Origin of the sequence: Phyllobacterium pellucidum, assembly GCF_013327855.1 — a bacterium.
Taxonomy (GTDB): Bacteria; Pseudomonadota; Alphaproteobacteria; order Rhizobiales; family Rhizobiaceae; genus Phyllobacterium; species Phyllobacterium pellucidum.
In genome coordinates this window covers 471,501-484,651 of record NZ_JABUMX010000003.1, presented here as the reverse complement: position 1 = coordinate 484,651, position 13,151 = coordinate 471,501, and the positions used below count along the sequence as shown (strand labels likewise).

Sequence of the window (13,151 nt, the reverse complement as noted above, 5' to 3'; positions counted from 1 at the left end):
TTCGAAGACGAAATGATTATGAAAGTTGACGACCATGAATGAAGATCTCTCGAAAAAGCGCCTTGGCCGTGGACTTGCGGCGCTTATCGGCGAAATGGACCGCGTTCCCGAGGAAAGCGCATCGCATCCGGTGGCGCCTCAGGACCGAAACATTCCGATCGAATTCATTACGCGCAACCCACGCAATCCGCGCCGGCTTTTCACGGAAGGCGATCTTGAGGATCTCACACAGTCGATCCGCAAACACGGCATCGTCCAGCCGGTTGTCGTGCGTCCCGTCAGCGGTTCGCCGGATCACTATGAACTCATTGCCGGAGAACGCCGCTGGCGCGCGGCCCAGCGCGCCGGCGTGGCATCGATCCCTGTAATCATTCGCGAGGTTAATGATCGCGTTGCGCTCGAGCTTGCAATCATCGAGAACGTCCAGCGCGCCGATCTCAATCCGATCGAAGAAGGCATGGGATATCAACAGCTTATAGACGATCACGAGTATACCCAAGCTGATCTTGCGCAAGTGATCGGCAAGAGCCGCAGCCATGTCGCCAATACGCTGCGCCTATTGAAATTGCCGGAGCCGGTACGCGACATGATCACCAATGGCGCGCTCTCTGCCGGCCACGCACGTACGCTCATTACTGCCGAGAATCCCGGCGCACTAGCGGACAAGATCGTGCGCGATGGGCTGTCAGTACGCCAGGCCGAGGCCTTGGCGCAAAGCGGCGGCGAGTCGCCGACACCGAAGCCGAGGGCCGAGCGCGACAGCGAAAAGGACGCCGATACACGGGCTTTGGAAAAGCTGCTTTCCGATGTGACCGGCATGCGCGTGACGGTAAATCATCAGAACAAGGGCGGCGACGTGCGCATTCATTACACGACGCTGGAGCAACTCGATGAGGTTTGCCGGCGCCTGCAAAGCTGATTTCCGAGCGAAATCCCGTTAACGGCCGGGCCGTCCGGCCCGCGCCGCTTCCGCCGCCAGCGCAATGAGCGACTGGCGGATAATTGGCACAGCCAGATCCGCATTGCGCCGACTTTCGAGAACGGTTTTCTGCAAGCGCTCGATGGCGCGGGCACACGTCAGGGTTGACCAACGCTGCAATGCCGTCTCCACGAGCTTTTTGCGCGCAAAAAATACGGGCGGCTTGGCCGTCGCAACGGCCGATCCCGCATTTTTGCCCTCCGTTTCCATGCCGTAACGTAACGTTTGTAACGACTGAAACTGGCGAATCGCGGTGCTCAGGATGAGAAAGCTTGATGAGCCCGTGCCAATTACCCGGTCAAAGGCGTGGGTAAAATCGGCAAGATTGCCCACCATGATAGCGTCGATAATCGCTTCATGGGAGACGGCGCTGACATCGCCAATGATGTCCCGCACGTCATCTATGGTGATGCGCTCGCCCCCGTGCGCATAGAGGCAGATTTTTTCAAGTTCACCACGCGTCGCCAGCCGGTCGCCGCCCAGGCTCTCCTTGAGGAGGTTACGGGCATCGAGGCTGATCTGCAGTCCATAGCGCGTCATCATCTCATCAATCGTCGCATCGATGCTGCGCGCATCGTCGCTGTAACAGGGCAAGGCCATGGCGCTGGCGCTTTGTTCGACGATGCCACGCAGGCCGGCGCCCTTCTTCAGGTCGCCGGCTTCGATGAGAATGAAGGTCGCTTGCGGAGGGTTTTTTGCGAGATGAGCGACTGCATCGGCGAGGCCCTTTTGGCCGGAGGCATTTCGCACCCAGATCAGCCGCTCACCGCCAAACATGGAAATGGTATTGGCTTCGTCGGATAGTTTTCCGGGCTCTGCCTGAACCGCATCCGCATCGAGCCGGATTACGGCAAAGGGGTCATCCGGTGGAAGGGCCGTAAGCCTGATGAATGCGGCTGCGCGCTCGCTGACGAGACCCTTATCGGGCCCATAGATGAGAATGATGGGATAGGCTCGATCGAGCCTTCTCAGGAACGAATCGACCTCGTGCGCTTTCTTCTGTGCCATGATCCTAGGATTTACCGCTTTGGCTGGAGATTGCAATGCACGGTGGGATGAAGCGGCGATCACCGTTGGATCGGCGGGGCCAAATAGCAAGAAGCCGCCCCGGAGGACGCCTTGCTTAAGTGCTTCAAATTATTGAGACAACTGGAGCGGGAAATGGGATTCGAACCCACGACCCCAACCTTGGCAAGGTTGTGCTCTACCCCTGAGCTACTCCCGCATGCGCCAGTCTGTCTTGCGAAGCGGGGCCTATATGGCCCAAGCGCTGGCTAATTGCAACAGGGTTTTTTCAACTTCTGAACGATATAGCGAAAAATCGGCAAAACACCCTGATCTGACTGGGCTTTTCGCTTGAGGCCGCTTCACCGAGCCATTATCTACAACGCAGAAGCCCTCGCTAAACCCCTTGAGAACGTTGTCATGCCCAAGACTTTCGACGAGCTGCTGCAGTTTCTGGACGAACTCAACATCGAAATATCGACGATTCGCCATGCGCCGGTCTTCACGGTGGGCGAAGCCCAGGATCTTCGCGGTCAGATACCGGGAGCGCATACGAAAAATCTCTTTCTCAAGGACAAGAAGGACAACTTCTTCCTGGTGACGGTCGACGAGGAGGCCGAGGTCGACCTGAAAACCATCCACAACAAGATTGGCGCGGCGAGCCGCGTTTCCTTTGGCAAGCCGGAAAAACTGCTCGAATATCTTGGCCTCGTTCCGGGTGCGGTGAGCGTTTTTGGCGTGATCAATGATGGTCAGCATCAAGTGAGAGTGGTCCTCGACGAGGGGCTCATGCAACACGACACTATCAACGCACATCCCCTCAGCAATGATGCTACGACTTCCATCGGCCGCGATGATCTCTTGACGTTCCTCAAGGCGACCGGACATGATCCGCTGATCTTGAAAATAGACGGATCGGTCCCAAACTGATAGCTGGTGTCTTCGAGCTTTTGCGAACACCTGACGGAGAACGGGAGAAATTGATGAGCAACACTGACAACCCGTTTGGCAGCAGCTATGGCGCTGCAACCACCGGCGCAACAAGCGTGTCGTTCGGCGCAAGTGCGCCGAACGGTACGGCGGCCGCCGCTGATTTGATCAAGGACACGACAACGGCAGCTTTCTCCAAGGACGTGATTGCCGAATCAAAGCAACAGCCGGTTCTGGTCGACTTCTGGGCGCCGTGGTGCGGGCCCTGCAAGCAGTTGACGCCGATACTTGAAAAGGCCGTGCAGACCGCCGGCGGACGGGTGAAACTCGTCAAGATGAATATTGACGATCATCCGGCTATCGCCGGGCAGCTTGGCATTCAATCCATCCCCGCTGTTATCGCCTTTGCCGACGGCAAGCCGGTCGATGGTTTTATGGGGGCCCTGCCAGAGTCCAAAGTCACCGAGTTCATCAACCGTATCGCTTCGCCGGATGGCGGCAGGGACGCCGCTATTCAATCGGCGCTTGATGCCGCAACCGAGGCGACGGAGACAGGCCATTTTGAGGAGGCAGCCCAAATCTATTCCGCCATCCTCGGCGAGGTGCCGGATCACGTCGCAGCTCTCGCCGGACTCGCAACCGCGCTTGTCGAACTCGGCGACGTGGCGCAGGCGAGGGCGAGCCTGGATCTCGTACCGGCTGACAAGCGGCAGGATGCGAGTGTGCGCACCGCCGAGGCCAGGATTGCGCTTGCCGAGCAGGTTGCGACGCTCGGTGATGCCGTAGCGCTTGAAGCCAGTCTTCAGGCAAACCCCAAGGATTATCAGGCGCGCTTCGATCTTGCGATGATCCTGAACGCGAAGGGTGAGCGGGATGCGGCAGCCGATCATCTTCTCGCCATCATGAAGGCCGATCGTGGCTGGAACGACGATGGCGCCCGCAAACAGCTGTTGCAGTTTTTCGACGCGTGGGGCCCAACCGATCCATCTTCCGTCACTGCGCGCCGTAAATTGTCATCACTGCTGTTTTCCTGAGGAAAATCAGGCACTATAGCCGTCGGTCGCGACTTGTCCGATCCGGCTTGGAGAAAATGATGAAGGCAGGAAACGTGCGCTATCGGACGCTGGAGGATATTCCGGAGAGCGTGCCGATCTTTCCGCTGTCGGGGGCATTGCTGCTACCCGGCGGACAACTGCCGCTCAATATCTTCGAACCGCGCTACCTTGCGATGATAGATGCGGCGCTTTCCGGCAAGCGCATCATCGGCATGATTCAGCCGCGCTTTGACCAGGAGGAGGGTGAAGAAGCGGAGCTGTGCGAAGTCGGCTGCCTCGGTCGAATCACCTCCTTCGCTGAAACGGGCGACGGACGCGTGCTGATCACGCTTCAAGGCATCTGCCGTTTTCGTATCGTCAAGGAACTTGGAACGCGAGCGCCCTTCCGGCAATGCAAGATCGCACCCTTGCGTGCCGATCTCGACGAAGCCGATGAGTCGGAAGTCGATCGCGCGGCGCTCCTGCGCGTCTTCCGCGCCTATCTCGACGCCAACAGCCTGGAAGCGGATTGGGACGGCATCGCCCGCGCCGGCAATGAGACACTTGTCAACGCATTGGCGATGATGTCGCCGTTCGGCGCGGCCGAAAAGCAGGCGCTGCTCGAAGCCGCCGACCTCAAGACCCGGGCAGAGACGCTTATAGCCATCACCGAAATAGCCCTCGCCAAGGATGAAGATGGCTTTGAAGGCAGCCTGCAATAGGACGAGGACCTCGCAATGGCCGAAGAGAAACGCGATACTCCCATCGACGTCAAACTGCTGGAACTGCTGGTGTGTCCCTTGACCAAGGGTCCGCTGACCTACGATCAGGCGAACTCCGAGCTGATTTCCAAATCCGCTCATCTTGCCTATCCGGTTCGTGACGGCATTCCGATAATGCTTCCATCGGAAGCGCGGCCGATCGAGGATTAGGCGGCTTCCTTGATTGTCTCATCGTTCCAGCGATTGGCTTTCAGCCGGCTTTGCGCCATAATACGAGTCAGTTGAATGACTGACCGAGCGCAGATGCCAAGGCAAAACGACAAACGGGAAATTTTGACTGCGACGGCTGCGGGGCTGTTCTGGCGCCAAGGTTATACCGTGACCAGTCTCGCCGATATAGCGGTCAGCTCCGGCATTCCGCTTGGCAATATCTACTATTATTTCAAGACTAAGACCGATCTCGCACGCAGCGTCGCGGACATTTTCGTTGCCGAAACCGAAGACATGCTGACCCAGATCGTCGCCTCGGACCAGGATCCCCGGCGTCGCCTGCAACTGCTGATCGACAAACTCGCCCAATCGCTCAAGAGCCGCGTCGAGCATGGTTGTCCGATCGCGCTGGGCATCCGGGATTTTCGCCGCGATTCACCTGAGGCGGCGAGCCGAGCGGCCGAAGCCTTCAGCCTCCTCATCGGTTTCATCGGCCGGGAGCTGGGGCGCTCGGGCATTCGGCCATCCACTGCCCTTGCGATAGCACGCAACGCTGTGGCTGAATGGCAGGGCGGTATTATGCTTGCCCATGGCCTTCGCGACCCTACCGTGCTTGCGGAAAGTTTCAGGCGTATGGAACGGCTGCTGCTTGGTGCCAAAGCGCACGCGTGACTGCTGGCAATCACACACCTCGCATATGGTGGCAAAACGCACTATATGATGCCGGAACGTCATCATGGAGTTGTAATGGCCCGAAGCAACCAAGCTGCCGACTGGGGTAACCGATTGTCACCTTCGCTTGGCGAGATCGAATCGCTGGCGATCGAGGCTTATGCACATCTGCCGGAAACCTTCCGCAGCCTTTGCGGCGATATCACCATTCAGATCTCGGATTTCCCCGAGGACCAGATCGTCGAAGATATGGGCCTGGAATCGCCGTTTGATCTTCTTGGGCTTTTCGAGGGAACGGGCATCGGTGAACGTTTCTCGCTGCAGACCGGACAGCAGACAAATCGCATCACCCTCTACAGGCGTGCAATCCTCGACTATTGGGCTGAGTATGAAGAGGCCCTCGGCGATATCGTGACCCACGTCCTGATCCACGAGATCGGCCACCATTTCGGCCTATCGGATGAGGACATGGAACGGATCGAGGCCACTGTGGAATGATGGAGTGCCCTTTGCCTAAATTTGCCAGTCCCTATGAGCTTCACGCTGCGCTCAAATCGGCGTGGAGCAGCGAAAGCTCATCATCCTGGACGGCTGCGAACCCTGCAAAGGGGCAATGCAGCGTAACCTCGCTTGTGACGCAAGATATCTTCGGCGGGGCGATCCTCAAGACCCAGACCTATGGTGGCACCCACTTCTATAATATCATCAATGGCGTGCGATGGGACCTTACGGTCAGCCAGTTTGATCGCCCGATACCGTTTGAAGACAAACCGGCCACACGAGCAGAGGCGATGGCCGATACGTCAAAAGCTCAGTATGAAGCATTAACGCGTCGGCTATCGCTAGTAATTCAGTAGTCGCCGAGCTTGATACCCGGCTCATAGTCCACGCCATCGACATCCTTGACGACTGCCTGGCCGCATTGCATCACCCCCGTCGCCGAGTTGAAGGCGTAGGTCGGCGATCCGTAAATGTGCCATCCCTTGTTTATGGCGGCCGTAACCTTGTGACAGAAGCTCGCATCATCAGGGCCCGTCAGAAGCCGATAAAGTTTCATGGTGTTTTCCCAGGTTCAAAGCGAAACCAGCCGATCCGGCTTCGCTCAATTTTTGCCAAGAGCCTCCATCTTTGTCACGAGCTTTTGTGCCGTTTCAAGATGCAGGCGTTCGATCATTTTTCCGGCGAGCGAGATGACACCCTTGTTGGCGTTCTCCGGCTGCGCAAAGGCGGCGACAATGGCACGCGCTTCACTTAAGGCTTGTTCATCGGGAAGGAATGCCACATTGGCGGGCTCGATCTGCGTGGGGTGAACGAGACTTTTGCCATCAAAGCCCATCGCTGCGGCCTGGGCGCATTCGTCGGCGTATCCCGCAAGGTCAGCAAAGTCATTGAACACACCGTCGATGACATCCAGCTTGCCGGCCCTCGCGCAAAGCAGCACCTGCATCAGCCACGCAACGAAAAACGCGCGGCCCTTCTCCAGACGAGTTCCTGTTTCCTTCGCTATGTCGTTGGTGCCGACGACGAGACAGTCAAGACGCGCGGTCGAACGCAGTCCAAGCTCGGCGATTGCATCGACGTTGAGGATGCCGCGGGCCGTCTCGATCATCGCCCATAACCGGATGTTTTCCGAAGCATCGGTATCGTCGAGAACCTCGGCGACGTTGGTCACGTCCTGCGGCGTCTGAACTTTAGGCAGGAGAATGGCGTCGGGCCTACAGGCGCGGGCGGCGAGAAGGTCCTCGGCGCCCCATTCGGTATCAAGCCCGTTGATCCGGATGATCCGCTCCGCTCTGGTTGCTGATTGGGCATGGAAATAGTTACGGAGACTTTCTCGTGCGGCCTCTTTCGCCTCGGGAGCCACAGCGTCCTCCAAGTCGAATATGACGGCATCCGCTTGCAGCGAAGCGACCTTGGCAAGGGCCTTGGCATTCGATGCGGGAACGTAAAGAACTGAGCGACGCAGGCGAAAAGGTTTCGTCATGGCGGTTTTGTGCCTTGATCGCCGCATCAAGACAAGTGCAATCCTGCGTGAAGCGGCGCAGCGCTCAAAGTGCCACAGGCGAAACGCTTTGATTCGCTGCAAAGCTGGTGTAAAGCGAACCATACGTCTCTTTCCGGAATTCTGCAGGCTGACACCATGGACAAATTCACCAAGCTCACCGGCGTTGCGGCTCCGCTGCCCATCGTCAATGTCGACACCGACATGATCATCCCGAAGGACTACCTGAAGACGATCAAGCGCACCGGTCTCGGGACGGGCCTGTTTGCCGAGATGCGCTACAATGAAGACGGCAGCGAGAATCCGGACTTCGTCCTTAACAAGCCTGCCTATCGCAAGGCGCAGATTCTGGTCGCAGGCGACAATTTCGGCTGCGGTTCGAGCCGTGAGCATGCGCCGTGGGCCCTGCTCGATTTTGGCATACGCTGCGTTATTTCGACCAGCTTCGCCGATATCTTCTACAACAACTGCTTCAAGAACGGCATTTTGCCGATCCGCGTCAGCCATGATGATCTCGACAAATTGATGGACGATGCGCAGCGCGGCGCCAATGCGACGCTTTCGATCGATCTCGAGGAGATGACGATCAAGGGACCGGATGGCGGCACGATCCACTTCGACCTCGACGCGTTCCGCCGCTACTGCATGCTCAATGGCCTCGACGACATTGGTTTGACGATGGAGAAGGCGTCCAAGATCGATACGTTCGAAACCGCGAATGCGGAAAAGCGCCCCTGGGCTTGAGTGTTTTTAAGATTGCTTATCGGGCCCGCTTCGGCGGGCCTTTTCATTTGCAGACCCGCCAAAGTTTCAAAAAATTGCGCGCAACGCTTTCCATCTTTGCCGAACTTGCGCTAAGGAACCGCCATTCCATTCAACCGCTCTAGAGGTTTCCCCCTGATGGCATCGAAAAAGCTCCTTCTTCTTCCAGGTGACGGCATTGGGCCCGAGGCAATGGCCGAGGTTCGCAAGATCATTGCCTACATGAATGCCGAACTTGACAGCGAGTTCGTGCTCGATGAAGGCCTCGTCGGCGGCAGCGCCTATGACGCGCATGGTGCAGCGATCTCGGAAGCCGACATGGCCAAGGCGCTGGCCGCCGATGCTGTGCTCTTCGGCGCGGTGGGTGGGCCCAAGTGGGACAGAGTTCCTTACGATGTCCGCCCGGAAGCCGGGCTTTTGCGCCTGCGCAAGGACATGGAGCTTTTCGCCAATCTGCGTCCCGCCATCTGCTATCCGGCACTTGCGGACTCCTCGTCGCTCAAGAAGGACGTGGTCGAGGGCCTCGACATTCTGATTGTGCGCGAGCTGACCGGCGGCGTCTATTTTGGTGAGCCGAAGGAGATTCGCGATCTCGGCAACGGTCAGAAGCGTGGCATCGATACGCAGGTTTATGACACCTACGAGATCGAGCGCATTTCCGGTGTCGCCTTCGAGCTTGCGCGCACCCGCGCCAACAAGGTGACATCGATGGAAAAGCGCAACGTCATGAAGTCGGGTGTGCTCTGGAACGAGGTCGTCACGGCGACGCACAAGGCCAAGTATTCCGACGTCAAGCTGGAGCACATGCTGGCCGACGCTGGCGGCATGCAGCTCGTGCGCTGGCCCAAGCAGTTCGACGTCATCGTGACGGATAATTTGTTCGGCGATATGCTGTCCGACATCGCAGCCATGTTGACGGGTTCCCTCGGCATGCTGCCGTCGGCGTCGCTCGGCGCACCCGATGCAAAGACCGGCAGCCGCAAGGCGCTCTATGAGCCCGTGCACGGCTCTGCGCCTGACATTGCCGGTACAGGCGCTGCCAATCCGATCGCGATGATCGCCTCGTTTGCGATGTGCCTGCGCTATTCGTTCAACATGATCGCCGAAGCCGATCGGCTGGAGGCTGCGATTGCCGGCGTTCTCGATGACGGCATCCGTACGGGCGACATCATGTCCGAAGGCAAGATCAAGGTCGGCACCGTCGAAATGGGCGATGCGATTCTCGCCAAGTTCAAGGCCCTTGCGGCCTGAGGAACATCGCACCAACAAAAGAAAAGCCCGGCGCGACAGAATCGCGCCGGGCTTTCTCATTTGTGCGGGATCACTCTACGGCATGAAGATCCGTGCCTTTCGTATCGCGTACGAAAAGCAGGCCGATGACGAGGGTCATCGCCGCAATCACGATCGGATACCATAGGCCATAGTAGATATCGCCCTTGGCAGCGCTCATTGCGAACACCGTTGCCGGCAACAGGCCGCCAAACCAGCCATTACCGATGTGGTAGGGCAGGGACATGCCGGTATAGCGGATGCGGGTCGGGAACATCTCGACCAGGATCGCGGCAATTGGCCCGTAAACCATCGTGACGTAGAGCACGAGGATGAACAGAATACCGATAACCTTCGGCCAATTGACGGCCGCCGGATCAGCCACCATTCTGAATGCCCCAGCGCCCGGAACGGAGAAGACCGCGACTTCCGTTGCACCCGCCGCCTCGTCAGCGGTGATCAGCTTGTCCTTTACCGCCTGCGCCACCGGTACCATGGTTTTCGTTCCGCCGCGAATGGCGGCAGCGTCAAGTGCGAGCTTCGGATTGGCCGCTACAAAGGCATCGAGCTTTGAATCAGCAACCTTGGCGGGGTCGCGGACCAGCGGATAGCCTCCGTCCTGGAGCGCGGTGTTGACGCCCTTGGTGAAGGCAGCCGTCTTCGCCGCAGCATCAGCGCCGGCAGTCGCGCCGTCGAACGATGAGACGGTTTCGCTGCCGATCGTGACGGTTGCGGGCGTGCCTGCAGGTGCGGTCGCTACGATGTCATAAGGTATCGAGCTCTTTGCTAGGAAGTCGGTGGCAATATCGCACGAGCTGACCGGCTTGCGGGTTCCGACGGGGTTGAACTGGAAGTTGCAATCGCCGGGGGCCGCTGTCACGGTTGCCCGCACCGTTTCCTGTGCCTTCGCCAACGCTGGGTTTGCAGCCCAGGTCAACGCATGGAACAACGGGAAATAGGTGATGATTGCCAGTGCGAGACCCGCCATGATGATGGGCTTGCGCCCGATCCTGTCGGACAGCCAGCCGAAGAAGACGAAGAAGCCCGTACCCAGCAACAGGGCGATAGCGATCATGATATTGACCGATTGCCCGTCGACCTTCAGCACGTTCTGCAGGAAGAACAGCGCGTAGAACTGGCCGGAATACCAGACGACCGCCTGGCCTGCGGTGAGACCGAAGAGGGCTAGAAGGGCGATCTTGGCGTTCTTCCATTGGCCAAAGGCTTCCGAAAGCGGGGCCTTGGAGCCTTTGCCCTCTTCTTTCATCCGTTGGAAGGCAGGCGATTCGCTCAAGGACAACCGAATCCAGACGGAAATGCCGAGAAGGACAAAGGACAGGATGAACGGCAAGCGCCAGCCCCATGCCGCAAACGCTTCCTTGCCGAGCCAATTCTGGATGACGAGGATGACGATGAGCGAGAGAAAGAGACCCAGCGTCGCCGTGGTTTGGATCCAGCTCGTGTAATAGCCGCGCTTATTGTCCGGCGCGTGTTCGGCGACGTAGGTCGCAGCACCACCATATTCACCGCCAAGCGCCAATCCCTGCAGCATGCGCAGGGCGATCAAGATAACCGGAGCGGCAATGCCCCAGCTCGCGGATCCTGGAAGGATACCGACCAGGAAGGTCGACAGGCCCATGATCAGGATTGTCACAAGGAACGTATATTTGCGGCCGACAAGATCGCCGATGCGGCCGAAGACCAGAGCGCCGAACGGGCGGACAAGAAAGCCTGCGGCAAAGGCGAGCAGTGCGAAGATATTGCGTGTAGCTTCAGGATATTCGCTGAAGAAGGCCGCGCCGATGAAGGCTGCCAAGGACCCATAAAGATAAAAGTCGTACCATTCGAAGACGGTACCGAGCGAGGAAGCGAAGATAACCTTCTTCTCTTCCCGCGTCATTCCCCGACTGGACGAGTCGGCCAAAGACGTCGTTGCCATTGTATTCCTCCCAGAAAACGGCAGTTGAACCAAGAACACCCACAGCAAACCCCAATTGGTGTTCTCCACTGTCGACACTGCGCATGATCATATCCCCCGATGCACTTGGCTCGTGTTGACCATGCGCCGGTGAATGTCCTCCGGAATTTCTCCCCCCAAAGGTCATGCACCTCATGCACATGCAAATTGTTGACTAAATATTGAAGAAAGCAAAGCCCGCACCTTACGTAAATTGTCCAAAATCATGTGGAACACGACATATTCTTGTCATTTGAGCGGACGATTGACTCTTTTACGAAAGTGCGTACAAGCACAGACGGATATGGAGACGCCTCTCGTGGCAAGCGAATCAATTGCTCTCGCCCTGATGAACCGTTCCGGCATGATCGCCGGACGCCTTGGCGTGCCCGCGTCCGTCCTCACCACCATGGCCAAACAGACTGCGAAAACGACCACCAAAACGGTCTGATTTCCCTTGGCCTGCTCGCCCCCTCCCGGGTCCGGCCCGGGGGTGAGACCCGCAACGGCCAGCGGGTTTTCCAAAGAGCAGAGAGGGGACAGGAGATTGCTAAAATGAGTTTCAAGGTTGCGGTTGTTGGCGCCACGGGCAATGTGGGCCGCGAAATGCTTACCATCCTCGAAGAGCGCGGCTTCCCGGTAAGCGAAGTCGTTGCCCTCGCATCGCGGCGGTCACAGGGCACGGAAGTGTCCTTCGGTGACCGGACGTTGAAGGTGAAGGCGCTCGACACCTACGATTTTTCCGACACCGACATCTGCCTGATGTCGGCGGGCGGCAATATTTCCAAGGAATGGTCACCGAAGATCGGCGCACAGGGCTGCGTCGTCATCGACAACTCTTCGGCATGGCGCTACGACGCCAACGTGCCCCTGATCGTGCCGGAAGTGAATCCGGACGCAATTGCCGGCTTCACGAAGAAGAACATCATTGCCAATCCCAATTGCTCGACCGCGCAATTGGTCGTCGCCTTGAAGCCGCTGCATGACAGGGCCAGGATCAAGCGCGTCGTCGTTGCCACCTACCAGTCGGTTTCCGGCGCCGGCAAGGAGGGCATGGATGAGCTGTTCGAACAGTCACGTGCCGTCTTCGTGGCCGATCCGGTGACGAACAAGAAGTTCACCAAGCGGATTGCCTTCAATGTCATCCCCCACATCGACGTCTTCATGGAGGATGGCTACACCAAGGAAGAGTGGAAGATGGTCGCCGAGACCAAGAAGATGCTCGACCCCAAGATCAAGCTGACGGCGACCTGCGTGCGCGTGCCGGTGTTCATCGGTCATTCCGAGGCGGTCAACATCGAGTTTGAAAGCCCGATGAGCGCTGAGGAAGCCCGCGAGATCCTGAGCGATGCGCCAGGATGCCTCGTCATCGATCGCGCCGAGGATGGCGGCTATATCACGCCTTACGAAGCCGCAGGCGAGGATGCCACTTATATTTCGCGTATCCGCGAAGACATCACCGTGGAAAATGGCCTGTCACTCTGGGTCGTTTCCGACAATCTGCGCAAGGGTGCGGCGCTCAACACAATTCAGATCGCCGAACTGCTCGTTGCGCGCGGACTGATCCAGCCGAAGCAGATCGCGGCCTGACAGGACGCGAACTTTCGAA

At 58.2% G+C, this 13,151-nt stretch carries 16 protein-coding genes and 1 tRNA gene; 12 read left to right on the top strand and 5 right to left on the bottom strand.

Annotated features, from left to right (window positions below; all coding sequences use genetic code 11):
• Positions 1-34: 34 nt before the first annotated feature.
• Entirely contained in the window at positions 35-919 is an 885-nt protein-coding gene (locus HQ945_RS15695; RefSeq protein WP_027230943.1) for a ParB/RepB/Spo0J family partition protein, read from the top strand.
• Between the two features lie 18 nt (positions 920-937).
• Here the strand turns inward: HQ945_RS15695 and holA are convergent, their stop codons facing one another.
• Positions 938-1,987: a DNA polymerase III subunit delta gene (gene holA / locus HQ945_RS15690; RefSeq protein WP_113279939.1), complete on the bottom strand. Its 1,050-nt coding sequence runs from the start codon at positions 1,985-1,987 to the stop codon at positions 938-940.
• Positions 1,988-2,129: 142 nt separating this feature from the next.
• A tRNA-Gly gene (locus HQ945_RS15685) sits at positions 2,130-2,204 on the bottom strand.
• Positions 2,205-2,404: 200 nt separating this feature from the next.
• Here HQ945_RS15685 and HQ945_RS15680 point away from each other — a divergent pair.
• The 7 genes from HQ945_RS15680 to HQ945_RS15650 all read left to right on the top strand — a co-directional run bounded on the left by HQ945_RS15680 (position 2,405) and on the right by HQ945_RS15650 (position 6,409).
• Complete coding sequence (locus HQ945_RS15680) at positions 2,405-2,914, top strand: prolyl-tRNA synthetase associated domain-containing protein (RefSeq protein ID WP_027230945.1); 510 nt, start codon at positions 2,405-2,407, stop codon at positions 2,912-2,914.
• 53 nt (positions 2,915-2,967) lie between these two features.
• A complete protein-coding gene (gene trxA / locus HQ945_RS15675) occupies positions 2,968-3,948 on the top strand; it encodes a thioredoxin (RefSeq protein WP_113279954.1) in 981 nt (326 codons plus the stop codon).
• Between the two features lie 59 nt (positions 3,949-4,007).
• Positions 4,008-4,670 (top strand): LON peptidase substrate-binding domain-containing protein, encoded by a 663-nt coding sequence (locus tag HQ945_RS15670; protein WP_027230947.1) that lies wholly within the window; start codon positions 4,008-4,010, stop codon positions 4,668-4,670.
• Between the two features lie 15 nt (positions 4,671-4,685).
• Positions 4,686-4,880 (top strand): Trm112 family protein, encoded by a 195-nt coding sequence (locus tag HQ945_RS15665; protein WP_027230948.1) that lies wholly within the window; start codon positions 4,686-4,688, stop codon positions 4,878-4,880.
• 75 nt (positions 4,881-4,955) lie between these two features.
• On the top strand, positions 4,956-5,552 hold the full coding sequence (locus HQ945_RS15660) for a TetR/AcrR family transcriptional regulator (RefSeq protein ID WP_228017560.1): 597 nt from the start codon (positions 4,956-4,958) through the stop codon (positions 5,550-5,552).
• 75 nt (positions 5,553-5,627) lie between these two features.
• Positions 5,628-6,050, top strand: a complete 423-nt coding sequence (locus tag HQ945_RS15655) for a metallopeptidase family protein (protein ID WP_113279956.1) — start codon at positions 5,628-5,630, stop codon at positions 6,048-6,050.
• Between the two features lie 11 nt (positions 6,051-6,061).
• On the top strand, positions 6,062-6,409 hold the full coding sequence (locus HQ945_RS15650) for a YunG family protein (RefSeq protein WP_246272693.1): 348 nt from the start codon (positions 6,062-6,064) through the stop codon (positions 6,407-6,409).
• On the opposite strand, the gene HQ945_RS15645 is transcribed toward HQ945_RS15650, so the two are convergent.
• Positions 6,403-6,609, bottom strand: coding sequence for a DUF1737 domain-containing protein (locus tag HQ945_RS15645; RefSeq protein ID WP_027230952.1), 207 nt, complete (start codon positions 6,607-6,609; stop codon positions 6,403-6,405). The two genes, HQ945_RS15650 and HQ945_RS15645, sit on opposite strands and share 7 nt — an antisense overlap.
• Before the next feature lie 45 nt (positions 6,610-6,654).
• Positions 6,655-7,536 carry an HpcH/HpaI aldolase/citrate lyase family protein gene (locus HQ945_RS15640; protein ID WP_113280030.1) on the bottom strand — a complete coding sequence of 294 codons (882 nt, stop codon included), beginning with the start codon at positions 7,534-7,536 and terminating at the stop codon, positions 6,655-6,657.
• Between the two features lie 156 nt (positions 7,537-7,692).
• Here HQ945_RS15640 and leuD point away from each other — a divergent pair, with 156 nt between their 5' ends.
• Positions 7,693-8,298, top strand: coding sequence for a 3-isopropylmalate dehydratase small subunit (leuD, locus tag HQ945_RS15635; RefSeq protein WP_027230954.1), 606 nt, complete (start codon positions 7,693-7,695; stop codon positions 8,296-8,298).
• A 156-nt stretch (positions 8,299-8,454) separates the two neighbouring features.
• Positions 8,455-9,567, top strand: coding sequence for a 3-isopropylmalate dehydrogenase (leuB, locus tag HQ945_RS15630; protein ID WP_174208263.1), 1,113 nt, complete (start codon positions 8,455-8,457; stop codon positions 9,565-9,567).
• 70 nt (positions 9,568-9,637) lie between these two features.
• Here leuB and HQ945_RS15625 read toward each other — a convergent pair whose 3' ends face one another.
• On the bottom strand, positions 9,638-11,524 hold the full coding sequence (locus HQ945_RS15625) for an MFS transporter (protein ID WP_091920770.1): 1,887 nt from the start codon (positions 11,522-11,524) through the stop codon (positions 9,638-9,640).
• Between the two features lie 337 nt (positions 11,525-11,861).
• On the opposite strand from HQ945_RS15625, the gene HQ945_RS23035 reads away from it, so the two are divergent.
• Together HQ945_RS23035 and HQ945_RS15620 are read left to right on the top strand one after the other, a co-directional pair.
• Entirely contained in the window at positions 11,862-11,993 is a 132-nt protein-coding gene (locus HQ945_RS23035) for a hypothetical protein (protein ID WP_255695232.1), read from the top strand.
• A gap of 104 nt (positions 11,994-12,097) precedes the next feature.
• Entirely contained in the window at positions 12,098-13,132 is a 1,035-nt protein-coding gene (locus HQ945_RS15620; protein ID WP_027230957.1) for an aspartate-semialdehyde dehydrogenase, read from the top strand.
• The last annotated feature ends 19 nt before the right edge of the window (positions 13,133-13,151 follow it).